Origin of the sequence: Corallococcus interemptor, assembly GCF_003668875.1 — a bacterium.
Lineage (GTDB): Bacteria > Myxococcota > Myxococcia > Myxococcales > Myxococcaceae > Corallococcus > Corallococcus interemptor.
This window is the reverse complement of sequence record NZ_RAWM01000008.1, coordinates 109,724-132,865: the sequence shown is the minus strand read 5'-3', so window position 1 is coordinate 132,865 and position 23,142 is coordinate 109,724. Positions and strand designations below refer to the sequence as shown.

At 68.2% G+C, this 23,142-nt stretch carries 18 protein-coding genes; 13 read left to right on the top strand and 5 right to left on the bottom strand.

The window, feature by feature from the left end; translation table 11 throughout:
* Positions 1-742, bottom strand: a 742-nt coding sequence (locus tag D7X96_RS05235) for a hypothetical protein (protein WP_208647272.1), incomplete at its 3' end; no start/stop codon positions are given.
* A 34-nt stretch (positions 743-776) separates the two neighbouring features.
* Positions 777-1,331, bottom strand: a complete 555-nt coding sequence (locus tag D7X96_RS05230; protein WP_121769142.1) for a hypothetical protein — start codon at positions 1,329-1,331, stop codon at positions 777-779.
* Positions 1,332-1,621: 290 nt separating this feature from the next.
* Between D7X96_RS05230 and D7X96_RS05225 the strand changes: the two genes are divergently transcribed.
* Positions 1,622-2,104 carry a SpoIIAA family protein gene (locus D7X96_RS05225; RefSeq protein WP_121769141.1) on the top strand — a complete coding sequence of 161 codons (483 nt, stop codon included), beginning with the start codon at positions 1,622-1,624 and terminating at the stop codon, positions 2,102-2,104.
* 16 nt (positions 2,105-2,120) lie between these two features.
* Here the strand turns inward: D7X96_RS05225 and D7X96_RS05220 are convergent, their stop codons facing one another.
* Positions 2,121-3,041, bottom strand: a complete 921-nt coding sequence (locus tag D7X96_RS05220) for a hypothetical protein (protein WP_121722704.1) — start codon at positions 3,039-3,041, stop codon at positions 2,121-2,123.
* A 254-nt stretch (positions 3,042-3,295) separates the two neighbouring features.
* Positions 3,296-3,862: a hypothetical protein gene (locus D7X96_RS05210; RefSeq protein WP_147468240.1), complete on the bottom strand. Its 567-nt coding sequence runs from the start codon at positions 3,860-3,862 to the stop codon at positions 3,296-3,298.
* A 58-nt stretch (positions 3,863-3,920) separates the two neighbouring features.
* On the opposite strand from D7X96_RS05210, the gene D7X96_RS05205 reads away from it, so the two are divergent.
* The 3 genes from D7X96_RS05205 (at position 3,921) to D7X96_RS05195 (ending at position 7,763) form a co-directional block, all read left to right on the top strand.
* Entirely contained in the window at positions 3,921-4,940 is a 1,020-nt protein-coding gene (locus D7X96_RS05205) for a hypothetical protein (RefSeq protein WP_121722707.1), read from the top strand.
* 67 nt (positions 4,941-5,007) lie between these two features.
* A complete protein-coding gene (locus D7X96_RS05200; protein ID WP_121769139.1) occupies positions 5,008-7,368 on the top strand; it encodes an SH3 domain-containing protein in 2,361 nt (786 codons plus the stop codon).
* 8 nt (positions 7,369-7,376) lie between these two features.
* Positions 7,377-7,763, top strand: coding sequence for a hypothetical protein (locus tag D7X96_RS05195; RefSeq protein ID WP_121769138.1), 387 nt, complete (start codon positions 7,377-7,379; stop codon positions 7,761-7,763).
* Here the strand turns inward: D7X96_RS05195 and D7X96_RS05190 are convergent.
* Positions 7,723-8,568, bottom strand: a complete 846-nt coding sequence (locus D7X96_RS05190) for an endonuclease/exonuclease/phosphatase family protein (RefSeq protein WP_244219452.1) — start codon at positions 8,566-8,568, stop codon at positions 7,723-7,725. The genes D7X96_RS05195 and D7X96_RS05190 overlap by 41 nt on opposite strands.
* Before the next feature lie 59 nt (positions 8,569-8,627).
* Here D7X96_RS05190 and D7X96_RS05185 point away from each other — a divergent pair, with 59 nt between their 5' ends.
* The 9 genes from D7X96_RS05185 (at position 8,628) to D7X96_RS05145 (ending at position 23,142) form a co-directional block, all read left to right on the top strand.
* Positions 8,628-9,398, top strand: coding sequence for a carboxypeptidase-like regulatory domain-containing protein (locus D7X96_RS05185; RefSeq protein WP_147468239.1), 771 nt, complete (start codon positions 8,628-8,630; stop codon positions 9,396-9,398).
* A 218-nt stretch (positions 9,399-9,616) separates the two neighbouring features.
* Positions 9,617-10,720 carry a trypsin-like serine peptidase gene (locus tag D7X96_RS05180; protein ID WP_147442624.1) on the top strand — a complete coding sequence of 368 codons (1,104 nt, stop codon included), beginning with the start codon at positions 9,617-9,619 and terminating at the stop codon, positions 10,718-10,720.
* A gap of 128 nt (positions 10,721-10,848) precedes the next feature.
* Positions 10,849-12,720, top strand: a complete 1,872-nt coding sequence (locus tag D7X96_RS05175; RefSeq protein WP_147468238.1) for a hypothetical protein — start codon at positions 10,849-10,851, stop codon at positions 12,718-12,720.
* 9 nt (positions 12,721-12,729) lie between these two features.
* Positions 12,730-13,884, top strand: coding sequence for a hypothetical protein (locus D7X96_RS05170; RefSeq protein WP_147442625.1), 1,155 nt, complete (start codon positions 12,730-12,732; stop codon positions 13,882-13,884).
* Positions 13,885-13,923: 39 nt separating this feature from the next.
* Complete coding sequence (locus D7X96_RS05165) at positions 13,924-16,305, top strand: ATP-binding cassette domain-containing protein (protein WP_121769134.1); 2,382 nt, start codon at positions 13,924-13,926, stop codon at positions 16,303-16,305.
* A gap of 72 nt (positions 16,306-16,377) precedes the next feature.
* Positions 16,378-17,139 (top strand): class I SAM-dependent methyltransferase, encoded by a 762-nt coding sequence (locus D7X96_RS05160; protein ID WP_120546575.1) that lies wholly within the window; start codon positions 16,378-16,380, stop codon positions 17,137-17,139.
* Between the two features lie 66 nt (positions 17,140-17,205).
* A complete protein-coding gene (locus D7X96_RS05155) occupies positions 17,206-18,543 on the top strand; it encodes a hypothetical protein (protein WP_121722713.1) in 1,338 nt (445 codons plus the stop codon).
* Positions 18,544-18,651: 108 nt separating this feature from the next.
* Positions 18,652-20,181 (top strand): hypothetical protein, encoded by a 1,530-nt coding sequence (locus D7X96_RS05150; RefSeq protein ID WP_121769133.1) that lies wholly within the window; start codon positions 18,652-18,654, stop codon positions 20,179-20,181.
* A gap of 210 nt (positions 20,182-20,391) precedes the next feature.
* Positions 20,392-23,142, top strand: a complete 2,751-nt coding sequence (locus tag D7X96_RS05145; protein WP_120546578.1) for a TonB-dependent receptor — start codon at positions 20,392-20,394, stop codon at positions 23,140-23,142.

The window sequence follows — 23,142 nt, the reverse complement described above, 5'->3', positions numbered from 1 at the left end:
GTGCCGTGGGCGCGGTGGGTAGCGGGGGCGCGGGCAGCTGCCACACCTGCTGGAGCAGCGCGAGCATGTCCGGGTCGTGCGTGCCCAGCTCTTCGCGGGTGAAGGGAAAGAAGTCGTTGCGGCCGAAGAGCGCCTCCGAGGTCTCCGCGAAGTACTCCGTCGGCTCGGTCATGGCATAGGCCGGCTCGAACGTGATGGGCCGCTTGGGCCCGCGCGAGCGCTCCACGCAGTCGTAGCTCCGGCTTGCCACCGCGCGCGCATAGAGCGCCGCGAGGCCGGGGTGGTCCCAGTCGAGCACCCGGTCGTGATAGGCGTGGCTGAGCTCGTGGAGCACGAACAGGGGCATCCGCTGGGTCTCCCTTTCGAAGATGGAGACGTTCGCGAACTCGATGCCCTTCAGCATCGCCGGGATGCGGCCGTGCTGGAGCATCCACTGTTCACCGGCGTGGTACGAGGCCCTCGGCTCCTCGTCGGGATAGGGCGGCGACAGCCACAGCGTCACCTTGCGCAGCTGAGCCACGGGGCCCGCGGGGATGAGCCGGACGACCTCCTTGAGCTGCGCCGCCAGGAGCACCAGGGCCTTGTTCGTCACGGCCTTGTTCGCCGGCGTCAGCAGGCGGTCATCGATGCGAACCGTCCAGCCCTCGAGGGTCCGGGTCTGGAAGGTGCGAGCGGGGCTGGCCGCGGAGGCGACGCAAGCGAATGCCAGCGCCGCCAGGAGGAGCCATCTGGGAGAGTGCATGCCCCATCATACGTAAGGGCTTCTCGACAGCCTGCTAGAGTTCCAAACCCGCGAGGAGCGTGTCCTTGTCCTGATTCATCGCGTCACAGTCAATGGCCTTGAGCAGGCTCACGCGATTGTTCCTCTTGATGGAGCCGGGCAGTGCCGCCTTGTTGAAGTAGTCCCTATCCTTTTTGGAGATGGGCTCCTGGGAACCGATGTGCTCGACGAGGATGGATGCAGTCCCCTCGCGACCTCTGGACCCGTACCACTGATCAGTCACATCCAGGCGCACGAAGCACTGCCGCTCATCAATGGGCAGGACATACGCGTTCAGGCCGTTGTCGAGCTTGAGTGTGTACGTCCGCACCTTGCCGCTCTTCTCATCCTTCAGGGCGACCACGTGGTCGCCCTGCTTGAGCCGGAACTGCGTGGACGCGGAGAGCTTCGCGACGCGGACCTCGCCATCGACGCTCAATTCAAGGGTGCGGCCCTCAGGCACGATGACATACAGCTCCACGTCACCGAAGAGCAGCTGCCCCCCGACCACCACGCCCAGGTAGATACAGGCGATGAGGGAGATGAAGAGGTAGACCTTCCGGAGGTTCATGGAAGCCTCCATGCGCCGGAACGCGGCCCGAACACCACGCGGCTCAACCCCTTGAGCCCGGCAATGCCTTGCATTCTTGACATGTCATCCCCCCGACAGCTCCGTGAGAGGCAAAGCGCTGGGTGTTCCAGGCCGTCACGGTTGCTGGCAACCGTAGCACTCGCGCTTTCGCGGTGAACTCGGCCGGAGGCGGATTGACGCCGGCAGGACAATCTTTGCGTGCACACCCCGCGGCTCACCGGGAGCACAGTGGGTTGCGGCGGTTCCTCCCCCGGGAGAGCATGTCCCCAATGACTGCTTCTTCCGAGCACGGAGGCCCGGCGGCGCTCGACGCACCGGATGTCGTGGGCACCTTCAAGGGCCGCACGCTGGGCGTGGCCATGGTGGGCAATGTGCTGGTCATCGCGCACAACGCACTGCGGCCCGCGCAGGACGAGTGGGACCGCTACTGCGACCTCGTCGGCCGGAACATCGCCACCATGCGCGCACAGCTCGTGGTGGCGGAGGGGCATGGCCCGAACGCCCTCCAGCGCCAGCAGGCGCTTGACCAGGGCGCGAAGGTGAAGGGCGCTGTCATTCCGCCCACGGCCGTGCTCACCCGCTCGCCGCTGGTGCGCGGCATCGTCACCCTCTTCAACTGGTTCACCCCCAAGGCCATGCGCGCCTTCCCTCCGGAGGACCTGGAGGCCGCGGCCCGGCACCTGAAGATGAGCGACGCCGAGCTCCGGCGCCTCGTGGACATCGCCTACGCGCTGCGGCCTCGGGAGGCGTGACCCCTGCTGGAAGGACTCAGAACCCTGACAGCTTGCGGTCCTTCACCCTCAACCACGCCTGCTTCCGCGACAGGTAGGTGGAGCAGATGCGACGCCAGGTCCACACGTCGCTCCGGTTCCACCAGGCGCCCAGCGGCTTCTTGCCCAGGAGGTCGACGCCCAGGTCCCTCAGGTTGCCGAGGTTGCGGAAGCCGACCCCGTTGAGCCCTTCATAGGCATTGGACTCCAGCACCAGCACCTTGTCCGTCTGGACGTGGTGGTCCACGACGAGGAAGGTGTGGCCGGAGTCCCACTGCTTGCGCCAGCCCTGGATGAGCGTCCACGGGTGGGGAGGCGACTCCTCGGAGGCAGGGAGGATGGCCATGCCGCTCTCGATGGCGGCCGTGACCGGGGAGAAGTAGTCCTCCGCGGAGGCGACCATCATCTGCCGGTGCCTGCGCGCGTCCCAGCTGAACGCCGCGCCGTGCGTGTCGGCGAAGGCCTTCACGGTCAACGCCTCCACGAAGGTGCAGCAGTTGTTCTGCCGCGGAGGCCCCACCGGGACGCGGATGCCGGGGAGCATCCACGGGTAGTAGGCCCGGTCCAGGTCGTAATGGTAGGCGGTGAAGTCCTTCAGGAGTCCGACGAGCGCCGACTCGGGCACGGCGAGGGGGTCGTCGTCGAAGGACCGCCGTTTCACAGGCGGAGGCTTCTTCTCCGGGACGACCTTCGCGTAGGTCTGCGACTTCCAGCGCGTGCAGATCCACGTGTCCAGCGCGCCCAGCGTGGGCGCCTCCAGCCGCGCATAGTCGGTGCCTCGCGTCGGGAAGCCCTTCTTGTATTCGAGCACGAAGTAGGTGCCGGGCTCGACGTAGCCCTCGAATTGCGAGTCCGTGTCTGGCGACACGTAGCCGCGCAGACGGATGGTGAGCTTCGCGACGAGTCCGGTCTCCGCCATGGTGCGTCCCCCCCGAGCGAGCTGAAGCCCGCGCAGCGTACCGCTTGGATGCAGCGTCAGGGTGCAAGCATAGGCATCCTGGAGACACCGGTGCACCCGGGCTCGACAAGACAACCGGGGTCAAGCGCATCGCGACTGACGTGCCTGTCCCCGCGCACAAGCAGCCCATGCCGGACCGCATCCCCACCTCCGGCGCTGGCGAGCTGCGGCACCTGGCCGGATGGAACTTCAAGTTCTGACGGCTCCCGCCCCCACTACTCCGCGAGCCGCATCAACGCGTCGAACAGGGGATCCTCAACGAGATGAATCGGTTCATGGGCGGAGTCGGCGCGCAGTCCCGGCCATGCGCCGATCCACTGGTAGGGGCTGAGCCAGACGGACCCCTTCGCATGATCCACGCGCAGCGCGCCCGCCAGGCCCTGCTTCCCGCGCATCAGGTTCACGCGCACGACCCGCAGGGTGCCGTCGGTGAGTCCTCCCAGGAGCGCTCCGGACGCATCGCGCGCGGTGAGGTCGTCCTCGGACGGAGCCAGCTCCATCACGGGGTCCTTGCAGTAGGTCGACCCCCGGGCATCGATCTTGAAGACCAGGTACAGGATTCCGACCATGCCGAGGAGGAGGCCGGACAAGAACAGCCCGCTCATGAAGGCCCAGACGTCGAACCTCGGCCAGCTCACCAGGAGCGTGAACGCCACGGCGCTCAGCAGGATCAGCGGACCGAGGGTCTTCACGAACGCCAGCAGGAAGCGCGCGTGGTTCAGCTGCCACAGGGTGTACGCCGCTTGCGTGCGGCCCGCGCCGCTCCTCGTCCGCGCATGCATGGATTCCATGGCGCTACGATGAACGAAAGTCGCCCTCAGGCGAAGGGAGGAAGCACCCATGAAGCGAAGTGGAACGACGCAGCTCCTCTGGGCGTGCACGCTGTGGACCCTGGGCGGTGGCGGCTGTGGAGCGCCGGATGCAGGCGAAGACGCGGCCTTGGGGACGTCCCGTGCGGCCCTCACCGTGTATGAACAGGCCGCGCTGGACACGGCCAACAACTCCGCGAGCTGCAAGCCGCTCGGGAACTTCTACTGGGAGCTGGGAAATGGCGCCGGGCCGCTCCATGGCCTCTCGAAGGGCAGCGGCGTCACCGCGACCACGGTGATGCCCATCGCGTCCGCGAGCAAGTGGCTGTACGCGGGGGCCTACGTGCAGTCCAAGGGGTACGCGAACCTCACCGCGGCCGAGAAGAAGCGGCTCAACTTCACCAGCGGCTACCTCGACGAGAACACCACCCTGTGTGACGCCGCCGGGACGACCGTGTCGGCGTGCTACGGGCCTTCCTTCAAGGACGTCACCTACCGCCTGCTCCAGAACGGCCGGTTCTTCTACAACGGCGGCCACATGCAGAAGCTGGCGCTGGACGACATCCCCGTGCGCAGGGGCACGGGCGTCTTGAGCGTCATGGATTGGCTCAATCCCCTGCTGGGCACCACCTTCCCGGAGTCCGACAGCGACGTCGCCGTGGCGGGAGGCTTCTCCGGCAGCGCGGCGCAGTACCGCGTCTTCCTGCTGAACCTGCTCAACAACCAGTACGCGCTGTCCTCCAAGCTGACCGTGGACGCCGTACCCGCCTGGCCCGGCGGCCCCGACGTCGCCTCCACGCCGTGGTCCGGCGGAGAGGCGTACTACGGGCTCGGGCACTGGATTGAGGGCGAGACCGTCAACGGCGTGTGGACCGTGACGGGCCACTCGTCCGCGGGAGCCTTCGGCTTCTATCCCTGGGTCAACGCCGCCAGGACCCGCTACATGGTCCTGGCCCGAAACCGGCAGTTCGGTGACGGCGACGGCGAGAAATCCCGCGCCTGTGCCCAGACGGTCCTCAAGGCCTACGACACGGGCGTGGCCCAGCCGTGAGCCGGCCCCTGGTCCGCCCTCCCCCAACTGGATAGGCTCCTTCGCGCCCGTCACCTGAAGGGACGCCATGTCGAAGCAGTGGGTACTTTCCGGCGGCGGGGCCTCCTATGTCGTCGTCCTGTGGAACGACGCGGAGGCGAAGGACGCGAGCCGCCGGGTCGCGCCCGCCGTGATGGCGATGTGCCTGGATGGCTGGATGCGCACCCACCGGCAGGCCGTGCGCGAGATGTACACCGCCTGCTCGCCGTCGAGCTCCGCGACGTGGCCCGCCGACGCGGTGATGAAGCAGCGCCTGGCGGATGCCTTCAGGACGGGGAAGCTCGTGGGGCTCACGCGCACCAACGCCGTGGCGCTGGTGAAGTCCGTGGCCCCCGTGCTCCCCACGGGCGCTGCCATCCCGCCGGCGCATGGCGTGGGCATCGTCATGTGGAACAAGACGCCGGCCCTCCAGCTGCGCTCCAGCCCCGAGCAGGGCGACAACGTGCTCGGCTCCCTGGCGTTCAACACCCCCGTACAGGTGGTGGCGCAGATGCCCGGCGGCTGGCTGTCGGTGAGCACCCGCGACGGACGCGTGGGCTTCGTCTCCGGTGATTACGTCTGGTCCGCGCCGCGCCACCCGATGCCCGAGCCGAACGCCCGGCTCCACCGCGTCGTCAGCGGCGTGAAGGGCACGGCCATCGCCATCGCGGAGGCCTACTACGGCGACATCGCGCGGGCGTGGGGCGCGGACCTGCGCTTCTTCGTGGCGGTGCTCGCCCAGGTCAACCGGCGGGCCATCCCCAACACCACGGCGGGCTGGAAGTCGCTCGAGTTCAAGGCCGACACGTACATCTGGATCCCCAGCAAGGAGTTCGCCCAGGGGCTGCGCGGCACGATCAACTCCGGCTCGTACAGCTTCAACACGCTGGACGTGCTGGGCATCGCGTCCGGCCTGCAGCGGGTGAGCGAGCTGCTGGACGACATCGCCCAGGCCATCCGGCTGTCGCTCCAGTACATCCCCCAGGCCGTCGCGAAGCACGTCGAGCAGGCGCTGCGCACCGTCCTCATCGCGCTCCTGGAGATGGCGGTGGGGGCCATCCTCCTGCTCGCCATCTGCACGGCGGTGGGCGCCGCGCTGGGCGCGCTGGCGGGCGGTGCGGGCGCCGCTCCCGGTGCCGCAGCGGGGTTCGAGGTGGGGCTCGCGCTCCTGGAGTGGGTGGGGCTGGCCTTCCTGGCCAAGTGGGTCTTCGACTCGCTCAAGAAGATTGGCGCGGCGTTCGGGAAGTTCCTCGGCAAGGTGTGGGACGCGCGCGGGAACGCGCAGCGGCTAGACGAGGCGGCGCGCGAGCTGGCCGAGACCATCGGCGTGCTCGCGGGCGTCCTGGTGGAGGCGCTGGCCATGTGGGTCGCGGCCAAGGGCGCTGGCGCCGCGCTCAAGGCGCTCAAGGGCACCGCGGTGGAGAAGGCCTTCGGCTCCACCCGCCTGTCCTCGTGGCTCAAGGAGCGCTCGACCAACTACACCGAGGGCAAGTCTCCCCTGCCCGGCCCGCGCCAGGCCGCCAGCCGTCTGCGCGAGCGCCTCAAGAAGCCCAGTCCTCCCATCGAGAGGCTCGCGGAGGAGGCGTATCCCCGCTACTCGAAGGAGCTGGAGCCCTCGCGCGACCTGATTGCGAAGGTGTTCAAGGACATGGGCAGCGTGCAGGCGCGCGCGAAGGACCCGGTCTCCGCGGCCAACCGGTTGCAGCGCGCCGTGGATCGGTTCGGGGCGAAGGTCACCACCGTCCAGGAGGCCATCACCAACCTCTGGGATGCCATTGGCACGCGGCTCATCCTGTCGGAGACGTCCCCCGCGGCGATGAAGCGCGTGGTGGGCCGGCTCGCGGAGGCCATCCGCAAGGGCGAGCTGGAGGTCACCGAAATCAACAACCTCCACGGGCCGGACGGCAAACCCTACTTCACGGCCGAACACCTGGAGATGTTGCAGGTGGCGGCGAAGCAGGCCGGCAAGGACCTGACCATCAACGAGTCCAAGCTGATGGACAGCGGCTACACGGTGGTGTGCGCGTACCTGAAGCACGCCAATGGCGTCCGGGGAGAGTTGCAGATCATCGGCAAGGAGGTGCTGAACATCGCCAACGCCGAGCACATCCCCTACGACGTGTTGCTGGGCAAGCCGCTCGTGCGCAACGTGCCGGAGGCCGCGGTGCTGGAGCTCCAGAAGCTGGTCAAGCCGGTGGAGTCCGCCATGGCCGCGATGACCGAGGCGCAGCGGATCCAGTACCTGGAGTACCTCAACCAGAGCTACATCCACGCGCGCGCGATGGAGCTGGGCCAGCCGTCCAAGCCGCCACCCCTGCCGGACGGGTTGAACAAGGTCCTGAGCGTCGAACGGATCCAGGCCCTTGAGCGCTCCATCGCGGAGATCAAGGCCCGGTACAAGAACCCCTGAGGGGCCGCATGCAGGTCGTCCTGAGTGAACAGAAGCTGCAGCAGGTGATCGCCACCGCGCTCCATGAGCTGACGGAGCGCGCGCGCACGGGCGTGCCGGACACGGGGACCTTCACCCCGCTGAGCGCCCACTTCGCGGCCGGAGCTCTCGTCAAGGGCGTGGGTGACGTCGAGTTGCGCCTGGCTCCCTTGAGCGGGGACGCGGGGAAGCAGGAGCGCTACCTGGACGTGCGGGTCGCGACCGCCAGCGGAGGCAGCCACTCCTCCTCCTGGGTGTTCTACGGAAAGACGGCCGCGCTCAAGGAGGTGCTCAAGAACGAGGCCAGCCTGAAGGGGAAGATCCGCGACGCCATCGTCAAGTCGGCGGAGTCCCTGCAGCGCCACGAGCTGGGCTGAAGCTCGCCGTCAGCGCGTGGTGGTCGGAGGCCGTGCCCACGTCCACCACCCGCGCCGTGACGAGCCGCCGGGCCAGGGAGGGCGAGGCGAAGACGTAGTCCGTGCGGAAGTCGATGACCTCCCCCTCGCGCTCGCGCCGGGCGGTCGCCCACTGGGACGAACCCGGCTTGAGGCGCAGCATGTCCACCCAGCCGAAGCCCTCCAGGTCATCGATGACGTCGAAGCGCGGCGGATGGCCATACTTGTCAATCCGGGCGCGGCGGACGCGGTCCGCCAGGTCCACCGGATAGGGATCCGCGCGCGACAGCGAATTGAGGTCCCCGGCCAGGAGGAAGTCCCCTGCACCGAAGGCCTCGGGTTCAATCAGCGAGCGCAGGTAGCGCGCCTCCACGAAGCGCAGGCCCTCCTGGTGGGAGTCGAAGTGGGCCGCGAAGACGGTCAACGGCTCCGCGCCTGTCTCCAGCTCGCACTCGAGGAGGCAGTGCCCGATGAAGTGCGCGTTGGCGTGGGCTCGGGCCGAGCGCACCGGCAGGCGGCTCACGATGGCGACGTGGTAGCGGTTGCCGCTCGGACGAGGCCGGGCGGTGCCCAGCCGCACGTGGGCCTCCGTCGCGAGGAGGCCCAGCGCGGCGGCGACCTGACGCAGCCGCTCCCCGTCCTCCCAGCCCAGGCACTCCTGCAGCACGAGCACGTCCGGGTTCTCCCGGGCGATGAGGGTGAGGAGCAGCGGCATCCGCTCCTCGCCTCCCATGAGGACGTTGAGCGTCATCACCTTCAGCGGCATGCCGGGCAGACTACCTCGCATCCGGCGCCGTGGCCTGCTTGACACGTCACGCGCACAGCGAATCTGCTCGATGCATGGACATGGTGAAGAGCCTCACGCATGCCGGGCGCCTGTTCGTGGTAGCGGCTGCCTTCCTGCTGCTGTCCTGTGCATCCGCCGGCTCCCAAGCCTCGGCAGCCAACAACAACGTGGCCGAGGCCCAGGCGTCCAAGGTGGCCATGCGCATCGAACTCTCTCAGCAGCTCAAGGCGGAGCTCGCGGAGAACGAGCAACACATCCACCAAGCGCTCCAAGAGCTTCCCGAGGTGAAGGTGTCAAGCTTGAGTGGCCCTTGCAAGAATGAGAAGGCCTTCGATGCCTCCACGGTCCGCAAGTCCTACAATCGCATCCGGAACGAGTCGCTGGCCGCCTTCGGCGCACGAGCCGAAACCGCGGAAGCGCGAGCCGCGGCGGAGCGCGAGTTTCCAGCCCTGCCCGCGCCCAGTACCTCGGAATGCTACGGATCAGCCCCCATCTACACGCCAAGCGCGATATCCGGCCTTCAGTCGCAACTCACCGCATGGGCCCGCGACTCCGAGAAGTTCTCCCTGCTGATTGATGTCACGGTCCGCAGCTCCCCGCAGGCAATCGTGCAGCTGCGACCGGTCGCCGCGACCAATGTTTTCGGTCCTGCGTGGACGGCCTTCACCTTCCCCAGCATGTTCCGGGGGAACTACCAGCTCTCCGTGTCGGCGGATGGCTACAAACCGTTCGAAACAAAGTTCAATCTCTCGGACTACGACGCCCCCAGAATCCGATGCGTCCTCGTCGAGAACTCCAAGGCAGGCCTTTCGAAATGCGCGCTCGAATGAGGTGGGGCCGGGGGGCTGAAACCGCGTGGGGCATGCTGCTGGGAGCGCTCCTGGGGATGGGCTTCTCATACCTGACCGCGCCGCTGCTTCCGGAGGGACCCGAGCCCTACGACTTCCGGAACTGGTTGCCGGGGTGGATCGTGTTGGTTTCAGCCATTGGCGCGGGGGCCATCCAGCTGAGGGGGTTCGGGCGCGCGACGCCCCGGTGGCGCCGATCCATGATGAACTGGCTGCTGGCGCTGACCGTCCTCAGCGCAGGCGCCTTCGGGTGGGCGACCCGGGCGGAGGTCCCCGTCTCCTACCAGGGCAGGGTCTTCCTCTGGCTGACGGCGTTGGGCCCGCGACTGCCGTCCTGCTTGTGCGAGGGAACCGACGCAACCTGCATCAAGGACCTGGGGCCGCCCGAGAACATCCTCGCGTGCTGGGGGCACACGGAGGTTCGCTTCGCGGGAGCGATGCTTGCCGGGACGTTGCTTCTGGCCTGTGCCTTCGCCTCCGCAGCCGTTGGGCTGCTCCTGATGCGAGGACTGGAGCATCAGCGCGTGCTGGAGGTCACCGGGAACAACCCGCCGCGCGTTCTTGAGAAGGTCATCACCCGGCAGAACCCCTTTCTGGATCCGGTGGCCTGGCGCCAGAGATTGGTGTCGCTGGAGCGGCGAATCTGCCGCATCGACGTCTCCGGGCAGCCCGTTGGAACCGGCTTCTTGATCGGGCCCGACCTGGTGATGACCAACCATCATGTCATCGAGCAGCTGGTCAGGAGGGCCGCGAGCCCGTCGAACCTGACCTGCGTCTTCGACTATCGAAGTGACGGCGGACGTGCCGTGGGCGCGGGTCGTCCCTGCCATCTCGCAGCGGACTGGCAGGTGGATCTCAGCCCGCACAGCCCCGTGGATGAGGAAAGCGATCCCAAGCGCCGGGACCCTACGGACGACGAGCTCGATCACGCGGTCCTGCGTCTGTCCGAAAAGGTCGGCAACGATGTCACCCCGGATGGCGAACGCGGCTGGATCTCGTTGCCGGACACCTTTCCCCTCGTGGCACGCGATCCACTCGTCATCCTGCAGCACCCGCAGGGCCGCCCACTCCAGGTCGCCATCGACACGGAAGCCATCCTGGGATTGAACCGGAGTGGGAACCGCGTCCGGTACAGGACCAACACGGAGCCGGGTTCCTCAGGCTCACCGTGCTTCGATCTCCATTTGACAACCCTCGTCGCCCTTCACCACAGCGGTGACCCGTCATCGCTCCGCGCCGTGTACAACGAAGGCATCCCCGCGAACTGCCTTCGCCGCCGGTTGGTCGCACGAGGCATTCTTTGACAGTGCCCCCGCTCCCTCGCGTCCTTCTCCTGTCGTTGGCGCTATTACTCGGCTGCGCGACCCGGCCCCGGGAGGAGGCACCAGCGGCGGCACCGCTCCAGACAGCCGCCGCCCCGGTCAAACCCCGCGTGATCCAGGGGCCGGACGGCATCACGTTCCTGTGGCGGGGTAACTGCATCATCGTCGAGATCCAGACCCAGGAAGGCGTTGAGTGGGATGACAGCGCCTGCGACAAAAATGTCCAGGGAGCCATCGGCTTCACCTACGGCTGGCTTCCGGACCGGCTGGTTCGGGCGTTCCTCTTCGCGGAAAGCATCGTCTGCGGAGGTGAAGGCTGTGCCAGCGCCGGCAGGTCCGTCCGCTTCTACGTGACCTGGAGTCAGGTCCCCTGGCTCCGAACGATTCACACCGACGATCGCCTTGAGATCCGGATGAGCACGGCCCTGGCCGACCTGGTGGAGGGTTACGCCAGCATCTACACGGCGGAGAGAGAGTCCCTCAAGCAGGCATTGAAGGAGGAGAACCCTTCAGGCCTTCAGCTTGAAGCGTGGGCAGCCCGCCCCGATGCCAGCTTCTCCCGGTGGCTGGATGCCATCGACAACCACGGCGGCGACAGCTGCCAGCCCTTCCTCATGCCGAAGCGGGAGGTGACTCTCGAGGAAGTGGAGGACGTGAAGGGCTACAGCCTGGCGTTCTATGCCTTCGCCATGACCCATGAACTCGCGCACCTGACCCAAGGAGCGTCGTGCGGCGAAAGCGCGGATGCCGACGAATTGACCCGGGAGATTGCGTGTGACGAGAAGGCCTTCAACTGGCTGGCCCGGAAGGACAGCGCCCTTCCACACGCGTTCATCGCCCCGATGATCCTCTTCGCCCACCACCAGCTGCGGCTCGAGCCATTGCTCGCGAAGGAGGCGCACTACGCTCCGGGCAAGAGCTACTCCGATGAGAATCCAGCGGCGAGATGGCAGGAACGGGCTGAAGTGCTCATGAACCGCTGGATGGGCCTCTGCTGGGACATGGACCTCGCGCAGCAGACGAGCGACAACAACTGCCGCAAGGGCTGGCGGGCCGCCCTCATCCACACCTCGCAGTTGATGGCACACCCTCTTCCCGGCCCATGTGGCTCCACGAAATCGCTCCCTCGTCCCCTCATCCAGGCGGATCCGACAGCGGCGCGGTGCCTTCGCCTTCGAGAAGAGGATACCGATCAGCGGGTCTACATCCGGGACGGAGATCCCCCGGTGATGTCGCAGACGCAGCGTTACAAGAACATCTGTGACCGTCCCGTCCGCTGCAACCTCCAGGTCGCAATGGGAACGGTGTCCAAGCTGGAGAGCGAGCCTGAGCAATGGGAGCCCTACAGGTCCCGGATGTTCCCGTTCGAGCTGGGGCCGGGACAGATTCATCGGTTCGCCGCGACGCTGGAGTGGACGGCGGATGAGAAGCGCATGCCATCCGTGCGGTATCCCTACCCTCCTGGTCAAGACATGGACCTGCTCGCGTGCGAGTTCACAGGCCCACCTCAAGCGCCAGCGCCTTCCACGAAGGCCCCATCCTGCCAGGAGGTCAACGACCTGATTTCATCCGCCCACCAGCGCTTCGAGAACCTGCGGGGCCGGCCCCAGGAAAGCACCACCTCCGGGGTGCGCCTGTGGGAGATGCGCGAAGGCTTTCCCGACGCCGAGCACTGCCGGGTGGGAGCGAGCGAGACGCGGACCTGGGTTCATTGCAGCAGTGATGACTTCACTTCCGAAGACGAGTTGCAGGAGGAGCACCGGCGATTTGTCGCGCGACTCCTTGAATGTCTTCCCACGGCCTCCGCGAAGGTCGCCAGGCCGCGTCGCGAGGCGGGAAATCCTCATGTGCTCAACACGTTCGTGGAGGATGAAAGCCTGCCGCTCTGGTTCCGCGTGACGCGGGTCACGGACACCACCGAGCCTCCTCTCCACAGGCTCTCCGTGCGGATCGGCTTGTCTTCCTTCCACGCGGCCCCGTAGCCTCGGCGGATGCGAATCCGTGGCGAGGCCCTGAAAACCATCGTGAGGGGTGTGCTCGGCACCGCGAGCCCGACCGACAGCGATCAAGACATCTGCTTCCGTGTCTTCAACGACATCCGCGCGCAGGGCAACACGGTCCAGTTCCCAGACATCATCGTTGCCCTCGACGATGTCCGTGGGAACGTCTCGCCGACGGCGATGGCGCACCGGCGCGTCACGCGGCTCGCGGAGGAATCCACGCGGATGCACGCGGAGGCGGTGGCCGCCGAGCGAGCGCCACGGCTGCACTACATCTGGTGGGGACCCGTGCCCGAGAGCGGGCTCGAGGGAATCCAGGCCATGGTGACCGAGTGCGGGACGACTGTCTCGATTCAGCTCTGGTGCAAGGCCGAGCACGCCACCGCCTTCGGCGGGGCCCTGCCCGGCGTCGTCATCCAGGGCCTCGACGCCGACATGAATCACGACACCCTGCCGGCCAATCCGTTCCCGAAGCTGGCGGAGGCCGTCGCCTGGCTGACGGCGAAGCGCGCGTTCTCAGCGGTCAAGGACGTGCTGATGCTCTACCTGCTGTACCAGGCCGGCGGTCACTACCTCGACACGACGACCGCGCCCATGGGCGGCATGCAGCGCATGAAATACAAGGCCAGGCGCTTCAAGGACGCCTGCAAGATCACGCCGATGGACGAGTTCACCACGGCGACCCTCGGCATCAAGTTCGCGAGGATTGGCCAGGGGCGCGAGTTCTACCCGGGCGCCAGGCCGTGGATCAAGGATACGGATACGTCCACGCACCCGGTCATGACGCCGAGCGTGGACTTCTGGGCCGCGTGGGCCAGGAAGGGGAACGCCATCGCCAGGGCCAGCCTCGAGGCCTATCTGGACTTCATCACCGAGATGAAGGCGAAAGCCCCCGAGGCGCTCGCGTCGGAAAGACGCGATCAAATCATCGGAGACCTCATCACGCTGTCGGTCCAGATGGGCATGCTCAAGGACGTCCTGTCCGGAAGCCGGCGTGAGCAAGAGGTCTATGAGCTGCTGCAGAGAGAGATGTGGTCCTTCGGCGCGCTCGACCAGCAGGACTACGAGTCGCTGAAGGCCAACTTCATCCTGCCCGAGATCGGCGTGATGAAGTGGCACAAGGGCTCCTGGCGGAACAAGCACTGACTCCTTTTCTATTTGAGCAGCTGCGGGATAGATGGACCCATGACCGCCTCCAACAAGACCGCAGCGGACAGCCATGACCTGATCCGCGTCCAGGGCGCCCGCGAGAACAACCTCAAGGACGTCAGCATCGAGATTCCCAAGCGGCGGCTCACCGTCTTCACCGGCGTCTCCGGGTCGGGCAAGTCGTCGCTGGTGTTCGGCACCATCGCGGCCGAGTCCCAGCGGTTGATCAACGAGACCTACAGCTCGTTCGTGCAGGGCTTCATGCCCACGCTGGGCCGCCCCGAGGTCGACGTCCTGGAAGGGCTGACGACCGCGATCATCGTCGACCAGGAGCGCATGGGCGCCAACTCCCGCTCGACGGTCGGCACGGCGACGGATGCCAACGCCATGCTGCGGGTGCTGTTCAGCCGCCTGGGCAAGCCCTACATCGGCTCGTCCAACGCCTTCTCCTTCAACGTTCCGTCCGTCCGCGCGACCGGGGAGATGACCGTCGAGAAGGGCGGTGGCAAGACCGAGAAGAAGGTCTTCAACGTCACCGGCGGCATGTGTCCGAAGTGCGAGGGCATGGGGACGGTCAGCGACATCGACCTGACCCAGTTGTTCGACGACAGCAAGTCGCTCAACGAGGGCGCGCTCACCATCCCCGGCTACACCGTGGATGGCTGGCTCGTGCGCATCTTCGGGGCGTCAGGCTTCCTGGACCCGGACAAGCCCATCCGCAAGTACACCCAGCAGGAGCGCCACGACTTCCTCTACAAAGAGCCCACCAAGGTGAAGGTGGAGAAGATGAACCTCACCTACGAAGGCCTGGTGCCGCGCATCCAGAAGTCGTTCCTGTCCAAGGACGTGGACGCGATGCAGCCGCACATCCGCGCGTTCGTGGAGCGCGCCGTCACGTTCACGCCCTGCCCCGAGTGCAAGGGCACCCGGCTCAGCGAGGCCGCGCGGTCCTCCAAGATCAAGGGCATCAACATCGCGGACGCCTGCGCGATGCAGATCAGCGACCTGGCGAAGTGGGTGCGCGACCTGAAGGAGCCCTCCGTCGCGCCGCTGCTCAAGTCGCTGCGGCACACGCTCGACTCGTTCGTGGAGATTGGCCTGGGCTACCTCAGCCTGGACCGGCCGTCCGGCACGCTGTCGGGCGGTGAGGCCCAGCGCACCAAGATGATCCGCCACCTGGGCTCGTCACTCACCGATGTGACCTATGTCTTCGACGAGCCGACGGTGGGGCTGCACCCGCACGACATCCAGCGGATGAACGACCTGCTGCTGCGGCTGCGAGACAAGGGCAACACCGTCCTCGTCGTCGAGCACAAGCCGGAGATGATCGCGATCGCCGACCACGTCGTGGACCTGGGCCCACGCGCGGGCACCGCTGGCGGCGAGGTGGTCTTCGAGGGCACCGTGGAGGGGCTGCGCGGGAGCGGCACGCTCACCGGGCGCCACCTGAGCGACCGGGCCAGCCTGAAGCCGTCCGTGCGCAAGCCGTCCGGCGTGCTGAAGGTGCGCGGCGCCAGCACGCACAACCTGAAGAAGGTGGACGTCGACATCCCGATGGGCGTGCTGGTGGTGGTGACCGGCGTGGCGGGGTCCGGCAAGAGCTCGCTCATCCACGGCTCGGTGGGCACCCGGGAAGGCGTGGTGTCCATCGACCAGACGCCCATCAAGGGCTCGCGGCGCAGCAACCCGGCCACGTACACGGACATGCTGGAGCCCATCCGCAAGGCGTTCGCGAAGGCCAACGGCGTGAAGCCCGCCCTGTTCAGCGCCAACTCCGAGGGCGCCTGCCCGACCTGCAACGGCGCAGGGGTCATCTACACCGACCTGGGGATGATGGCCGGCGTCAGCACGGTCTGCGAGGACTGCGAGGGCCGGCGCTTCCAGGCGTCCGTGCTGGACTACCGGCTCAACAAGCTCAACATCGCCGAGGTGCTGGACCTGCCCGTCTCGGACGCCGTCGCCTTCTTCGGGCCCGGCAAGGCGCATACGCCCGCCGCGAGCGCCATCCTCCAGCGCATGGCCGACGTGGGGCTGGGCTATCTGCGGCTGGGCCAGCCGCTCACCACGCTGTCCGGCGGCGAGCGGCAGCGCCTCAAGCTCGCGACGCACATGGGGACGGAAGGTGGCGTCTACGTGCTCGACGAGCCCACCACCGGCTTGCACCTGGCCGACCTGGAGCAGTTGCTCGGGCTGCTGGACCGGCTGGTCGACTCAGGCAAGTCAGTCATCGTGATTGAGCATCACCAGGCGGTGATGGCGCACGCGGACTGGATCATCGACCTGGGTCCGGGCGCGGGCCACGACGGCGGACGGATTGTCTTCGAAGGCACCCCGGCCGACCTGGTGAAGGCGAAGTCGACGCTGACGGGTGAGCACCTGGCGGCCTTCGTCGGCGGCCAGCGCAAGGCGGCCCGGTAGCCGCATTCCCAGCCCCTGAGGAGCCGGGGTGATAGCCTTTCCCTGGCAATCATCCCGGAACCGAGGGGCGTCATGGGAATCACAATGTCACCGCAGGACTACGCCACGGCATTCCGCCTGCTCGCGGCGTCCGCGCGGCATCCACAGAACATCCACCGCATCGTCACGGAGCGGCTGTCTCCCACGCTTTCAGAGCGCCCCACCCTGCTGGACGTCGGCGCCGGGGCGGGCAAGGTGTCGGAACAGCTCGCGCCGCTCTTCGCTTCGCTCACGCTGCTGGAACCCCATCCCGAGCAGAGCGCCGGCTTCCACCACGCCAAGGCGAAGGTCCTCCCGGTCTCCCTCGAGCAATACGCATCCCAGGACCGGTATGACCTGGTGATCTGCTGCCACGTCCTGTACCACGTGCCTGTCTCGGAATGGGGCGGCTTCATTGACAGACTGCGGGGCTTCGTGCGCCCCGGAGGAACCTGCCTCATCGTGATGGCCGCCGCCCGCGGACCGACCCATGCGATGTGCCGCGAGTTCTCCGACACGCTGTACTTCAGCGAGCACGTCGTGGACGAGCTGCGGCGCAAGCAGCTGCCGCACGAAAGCCTGGCGACGATGAGCGGGTTCGCCGCGAAGACCTTCGAGGAGATGTACACGCTCTGCCGCTTCCTGGTGCTGGAAGGCTGCTTCACGGCCGCGCAGCTGGCGGCCATGAGCCCCGAGGAGGCGCGGACGCTCGACGGACGCATCCGCGCGCATGCCGAGCGATGCCAGCAGCCCGACGGCACGTACCATCTGGAGCAGGACGAGGACGTCATCCTCGTCCCGGGCAGCGCCGCATAGGCGCACGCCTGGGCACGTCGTGGGTCCTTCAGCCAGGGCTTGGAGCGGGGCTAGGGTGACGCCGACATGGAAACCCTCGACTCGGAGCAGCGCAGCGGATCCGGCCCCCTCTACATCAGCCACCCGGGGGACTACACGGGAGACACCTGGCATGCCGCCGCGGCCATGGTGTTGAACCCCCGGGTGCGGGTTGTGCTGACCGTGAGCAATGACTCCAAGGAGGTGGAGACCGCGCCCTCCATCGACGCCTTCTACCACGCCATCAGACTGGGGGACCGGTGCGAACGGGTGACGGGCGTCAAGCTGGAGAAGGTCGAGGGCAAGGTCAACGGCAAGCCCAAGGCCTACCAGCACCGGAACACCACGCAGACGCGGCTGGGTCTTCCCGTCGGGCTCATCTACCAGAGCACCTCCGTCATCCTGCGGGAGATTGCCACCCAGGGACTGGCGGACGTCCGGACGCGGCTGCAATTGGGCCTCTGCGCCGACCTGAGCGACGAACAGGAGCGCAAGATCAAGCGGCGCGCGAAAGAGTGGCTCGACAATCTCTTCTCCTCCAGGGAGGGCATCACCACCGTGGTGCTGATCAACGGACGCATGGAGGGCTACAACCCCCAGCACAACCTGGACGCCGACCGGCTCAAGGACATCGCAACGGCGGTCTCGCAGGTTCCCGGCGCCTACTTCCTGGTGATGGGGAACCGGTTCAAGCTGCAGTCCGGCGACGCGCCGAAGTGGCTCACGGAGGCGCACCCCCGGAAGCTGGAGGCGCCAAGCAACACCCAATCGCCCGTGGAGGACCTCTTCGACGTCGCGGGCATCGGAAGTCAGCTCGACCGGTGGCGGGGCACGGCCGCGTTCTGGCGCGAGGTCGCCAACTCCGCCTACGGCCGCGAGAAGCGGGTGAAGTTCGTGGGCGGCCGGAGCGGCTCCACGGACATCGCCGCGTTCATGGGCGTGGACGTGCTCTCGTGGGACCACTTCCTTCCGGACGACATCGAGTACCTCCGGATGCGCGTCACCGCTCCGGACCTGATGCGTGTCTGCCACCTGCCGGATGGCAAGAAGCCGAAGACAGCGGAGTTCTTCGTCTCGCAGGACGTGGCCCTGCTGGGGCCCGCGGTCTGCGAGATGCTGAAGGCCGCGCCCAACGCCCCCTACGTCACGCCGCCGATCCTGGTCATGGGCAGCAAGAACCAGAAGAAGCTGCAGCAGAAGGCCCAGGTGAAGAAGAAGCTGGAGAGCAAGGATGAGGCGCCCAGCGACTCCGCCCCCGGGGTCGTCGTCGACGTCTTCAATGTCTGGCGCTCGCTCTTCCTCGTTCCGGAATGGATTCCCCGGGGCGGCCAGCTCGAGGTGGCGCAGACCTACGCCGTGGATGGCCGCTCCTTCCCCACGATTTAGGCAGCGCGAGGGAGGGCTCCTGACGCATCCTCCCGCGCGCATGGTTTCCCTGCCCCTTCCCTCCTCCGCGCCTCCATCCCCGCATCCCGCCCGCGGCCAGGTGCGGGAATGAAGCGCGGCCCGGCGGAAGTCCTCGCGCTGCTGGGATGGGCGCTGTCGCTGGCGCTCGCCCTCGTCCTGCTGCGGCCGGGGATGGAGAGCGGCCCGTCGTACAGCTCCGACACCGCCATCCCGCTGCTGATGGCGCGCGCGGCCCGGGTGGACCTGTTCCACGCGTACTACCTGGGACAGGACCGCTTCGGAGCGTGGCCCTTCCTGCTCGCGCGGCTCGTGGGGGGCCGGAACTGGTCCCCCGGCGGGCTCCAGACGGCGCTGATCATCGTGAGCTGGAGCGCGGCGTTCCCGCTGGCCCGGCTGGTTCGCGCTTCGGGCGCGGCGGCGGGGATGCTCGTGGCGGTGCCCCTGGCGCTGGCGGGACCGGCGGAGGTGCGCACGCACGTGCTGGACGGCGCCCAACCCTATGGCTGGCAGTTCGCGATGCTCGCGTGGACCTGGCTGGGGTTGCGGCGGCTATTGGAAGCACGCTCGCGCCCGTCCCGGTGGGGCTGGGGCGTGGCGGCGGCGGTGACCGCGGCGCTGGCCTGCTGGGTGTCCACGTCGAGCCTGCCCGTGCTGGCGGTGATCTGGGGCGTGGAGCTGCCGCGTGCCTGGCTCCGGGGCCTGGAGGGCTGGCGTCCGTGGGTGATGGCGGCGGTGCCCATCACGGTGGGCGGCGTCTTCGAGCGGCAGCTGCGGCGGCTGTACCACCGCTTCGCGAACCGGACCTACGGCCAGGAGTACCGCACGTCGGTGGGGCTGGACCGGGGCCATCTCTGGGACAACGCGGGCCGGGTGCTGGGCTCGCTGTGGTCGGGGCCGCTGCCGCTGGGCGGGCTGCTGCTCGTGGGATTCTTGCTCGCGGGGCGGTGGCTCGTGCGCCATGCGCGGCGGGGACGGGCCGCGTGGGCGGAGCTGCCGGATCCGGCCTGGATGGCGATCGCGTGCGGAATCTCGGCCCTGGGGCAGCTGGCGCTGCTGGTCACCGTGGCCCACGTGCGCAACAACGACTTCGCGGCGCGCTACTTCGCGCTGGCCCACCTGCTGCTCCTCGTGGGCCTGGGCGCGCTGCTGCTGCACCAGCTGGCGGCGTGGCTGCCGCCCCGGGTGTCGCGAATCGCGGGTGCGCTGGGAGTGGCGGCGGCCGGGGTGGCCCTGGTGTGGGCGTGGACGCATCCGTCGCGCCCGAGGGAGGACCACGCGCGGGCGCTCGAAGCCGCGCGGACGCTGGCCCGGGTGGCCCCGGGCACCCTGCTGATGGGCGGCTATTGGGATGTCTTCCATCTGGCGGCGCTCCAGCCGCTGGAGACCCAGGCGATGCCCCTGCCCGACCCGCGCCACTACCAGCGCTCGCCCTTCAACCTGGTGGAGGTGGGGCGCGCGCGAGCACTCGTCTGGGTGCGCTCGGACGGCGACCGGGAGCCGGAGGAGCCCCAGCAGCGCGAGCTGCACGCCGTCCGGTTCCTCCGTGAGACCGAGCCGCTTGCACGCGTCCCGGGCTACACGTTCTGGCGCTACGTCCGGGCGCCCGCGGCGCGGTAGCATCGTGGGGCGTGGGTGGAGCACCTGCGCAAGCGCATGAAGACCGCGCGCAAGGCCGCCGTGAAGAAGGCCGCCGCGAAGAAGCCCGCCAGGGGCAAGCAGGCGTCCCGCGCACGAACATGACGGCTGGTACGGACCCGTGACATTCAGGCCGGGGAATCGCTTCGGGTGTGCGGCACCGGACGCCGCATCCCGTATGCTCCGCGCCCCATGTCCCCGAACCTGAACGCCCGATGCGCGCTCGCCGCGGCCTCGCTCCTGCTGGGCTCTCCGGCCCTGGCGCAGGCACCGCAGGACGGCGCGCCGCCCGCGGAAGCGGCCCCGTCCGCCCAGGCCCAGCCCGTCATCACGAAGCCTCCGGAGCTGCTCCAGCAGGTGGAGGCCGCCTACCCTCCGGAAGCACTCGCGGAGGGCGTCACCGCCTCCGTGCGCCTCATCATCACCATTGGCGCGGACGGCGCCGTGACGGACGTGCTGCCCACCGAGCCCGCGGGCCATGGCTTCGACGAGGCGGCCATCGCGGCGGTGCGCCAGTTCCGCTTCTCTCCCGCGGAGGTGGACGGCGTGCCCGCGCCCGTCCAGGTGGAGTACGTCTACCACTTCACCCTCAACGCCCCGCAGCCGGAGGCCCCCGGGCCGGAGCAGCAGGCTCCGGCCGCTCGCAAGGCCACGCTCAAGGGACAGCTCATCTCCCGTGGCAGCCGCTCCCGCGTGGCCGGCGCCACCGTGCGCTGCGGTGACGACCCGGAGGCCCCCGAGGCCCTCTCCGACGAGGAGGGCCGCTTCAGCCTGGAGGTGTCCCCGGGCGAGTGCGCGGTGCGCGTGGTCGCGTCCGGCTACCAGCTCTACCAGACGAAGGAGCTGCTGCAGGAGGACGAGACGACGGAGGTGAACTTCTACCTGGCCCCCAAGGGCGGCGCGCTGGAGACCGTCGTGCGCTCCGAGCGGCCGAAGAAGGAGGTCGTGCGCCGCACCATCACGCGCCAGGAGGCGCAGCGGACGCCGGGCACCTTCGGCGACCCCATCCGCGTCATCCAGACCCTGCCGGGCGTGGCGCGCGCGCCGTTCATCTCCGGCCAGCTGATCGTCCGCGGCTCCAACCCCGGCCAGACGGCGACGATGATGGACGGGGTCGGCATCCCCCTCCTCTTCCACCTGCTCGGCGGCCCCTCGGTGGTCAACGCCGAGTTCATCGACCAGCTGGACTTCTTCCCCGGCGGCTACGCCAGCCAGTACGGCCGCGCGGTGGGCGGCATCGTGGAGGTGGGCACGCGCAAGGGCGCCGCCGACACGCTGCATGGCTCCGTGAAGGTGGACCTGCTGGACGCGGGCTTCTTCCTGGAGGCGCCGGTGACGGACGGCGTCAGCGTGGCCGCCGCCGCGCGGCGCTCGTACATCGACACGCTGCTGCCCGCGGTGCTCCCCAAGAACGAGGGCAGCACGCTGTCCGTGGTGCCCAAGTACTGGGACTACCAGCTGCGCGTGGACTTCGGCGCGAAGCGGGGCGCGAACACGGAGGAGGAGGCCCGGGCCCGGGCGGGCGGCGCGCGCAGCACCGGCTACGTGATGGCCTTCGGCAGTGATGATCAGCTGCGCCTGGTGTCCTCCGGCCCGGAGACGGAGCGGGACCTGACGGTGGACACGCACACCCTCTTCCACCGCATCAAGGGTGACTGGACGTACAGCAAGGGCAACTTCACCTCCGTCTTCACGCCGTACGTGGGCTACGACGGCACCAGCTTCAAGTTCGGCAGCGCGAAGCAGGACGGCTCCAGCTACACGGTGGGCGCGCGCGAGGTTCTGGGCCTGGAGCTGTCCCCCACCTTCAGCGTGCGCACGGGCCTGGACCTCGTCTTCGAGCACCAGACCTTCGACGTGGAGTTCCCCGCCCCGGAGAACTTCGAGTACGTGGCCTTCCCCGGCGCGGAGTCCGTGGGCGAGCTGCTGGTGGAGCACATCGGCCTGGGGTCCTTCGACGGCGCGCTCTTCGTGGAGGCGGAGCTGAAGGCGGGCAAGTTCGTCTTCACCCCCGGCCTGCGCGCCAACTACCAGCGCGCGGGCGACGCGCGGAACGTGGCGTTGGATCCCCGGCTGTGGGTGGCCTTCAACGCCACCGAGCGCACCCAGCTCAAGGGCTCGCTCGGCCTCTACAGCCAGCCGGGTGAGACGTTCCGCTTCATCCCCCTGCCGTACGGCAACCCGGAGCTCTCCTACCAGCGCGCGTTCCAGAGCAGCCTCGGCGTGGAGCACCGGCTGACGGACGTGTTCAACGTCGACGTGACGGGCTTCTTCAACCGCCGCTTCAGCAACATCGTGGCGCCCGGACAGCTCTTGTCCCTGCCGGGCGGAGGCGTGTTCCAGGTGCCGTACTCCAACGACGGCATCGGCCGCGCCCTGGGCCTGGAGGTGATGGTGAAGAAGCAGCGCGCGTCCGCGACGGACAAGTGGTCCGGCTGGCTGTCGTACACCTTCAGCCAGTCCCTGGACGGCCGCGCGGGTCCCCTCCCCGAAGGCAGGGGAGGCTTCGGGGGCTTCGGTCCCACCGGCGATGACACGGCGTATGGCCTGAGCCCCTTCGACCAGACGCACATCCTCACGCTGGTGAGCAGCTACGTGCTGGGCAACGGCTGGGAGCTGGGCGGGCGCTTCCGCTACACCACCGGCCGCCCCACGACGCCGCTCAACCACACGTATGACCTGTACCAGGTGGACCGCAACCGCTTCAGCGGCGTGTACGGGCCCTATGCGTCCGCGCGCATGAGCGGCTTCCACCAGCTGGATGTGCGGGTGGACAAGAGCTGGCAGTTCCAGAGCTGGACGCTGGGGCTCTACCTGGACGTGCAGAACATCTACAACGCGGAGAACACCGAGTTCACGTTCAACGACTACCGGCAGCGCCGCGAGTACGAGGTGCCCGGCATTCCCATCCTCCCCGTGGTGGGCGTGAAAGGAAGCTTCTGA

Excerpts from the sequence above, each read along its gene's own strand:
- D7X96_RS05220 (WP_121722704.1), bottom strand. The coding sequence starts at position 3,041 with ATGGCGGAGACCGGACTCGTCGCGAAGCTCACCATCCGTCTGCGCGGC.
- D7X96_RS05205 (WP_121722707.1), top strand. The coding sequence starts at position 3,921 with ATGAAGCGAAGTGGAACGACGCAGCTCCTCTGGGCGTGCACGCTGTGG.
- D7X96_RS05225 (WP_121769141.1), top strand. The coding sequence starts at position 1,622 with ATGACTGCTTCTTCCGAGCACGGAGGCCCGGCGGCGCTCGACGCACCG.
- D7X96_RS05145 (WP_120546578.1), top strand. The coding sequence starts at position 20,392 with ATGTCCCCGAACCTGAACGCCCGATGCGCGCTCGCCGCGGCCTCGCTC.
- D7X96_RS05155 (WP_121722713.1), top strand. The coding sequence starts at position 17,206 with ATGGAAACCCTCGACTCGGAGCAGCGCAGCGGATCCGGCCCCCTCTAC.
- D7X96_RS05190 (WP_244219452.1), bottom strand. The coding sequence starts at position 8,568 with ATGCGAGGTAGTCTGCCCGGCATGCCGCTGAAGGTGATGACGCTCAAC.
- D7X96_RS05150 (WP_121769133.1), top strand. The coding sequence starts at position 18,652 with ATGAAGCGCGGCCCGGCGGAAGTCCTCGCGCTGCTGGGATGGGCGCTG.
- D7X96_RS05160 (WP_120546575.1), top strand. The coding sequence starts at position 16,378 with ATGGGAATCACAATGTCACCGCAGGACTACGCCACGGCATTCCGCCTG.
- D7X96_RS05200 (WP_121769139.1), top strand. The coding sequence starts at position 5,008 with ATGTCGAAGCAGTGGGTACTTTCCGGCGGCGGGGCCTCCTATGTCGTC.
- D7X96_RS05170 (WP_147442625.1), top strand. The coding sequence starts at position 12,730 with ATGCGAATCCGTGGCGAGGCCCTGAAAACCATCGTGAGGGGTGTGCTC.
- D7X96_RS05180 (WP_147442624.1), top strand. The coding sequence starts at position 9,617 with ATGATGAACTGGCTGCTGGCGCTGACCGTCCTCAGCGCAGGCGCCTTC.
- D7X96_RS05195 (WP_121769138.1), top strand. The coding sequence starts at position 7,377 with ATGCAGGTCGTCCTGAGTGAACAGAAGCTGCAGCAGGTGATCGCCACC.
- D7X96_RS05210 (WP_147468240.1), bottom strand. The coding sequence starts at position 3,862 with ATGCATGCGCGGACGAGGAGCGGCGCGGGCCGCACGCAAGCGGCGTAC.
- D7X96_RS05165 (WP_121769134.1), top strand. The coding sequence starts at position 13,924 with ATGACCGCCTCCAACAAGACCGCAGCGGACAGCCATGACCTGATCCGC.
- D7X96_RS05185 (WP_147468239.1), top strand. The coding sequence starts at position 8,628 with ATGGTGAAGAGCCTCACGCATGCCGGGCGCCTGTTCGTGGTAGCGGCT.
- D7X96_RS05230 (WP_121769142.1), bottom strand. The coding sequence starts at position 1,331 with ATGAACCTCCGGAAGGTCTACCTCTTCATCTCCCTCATCGCCTGTATC.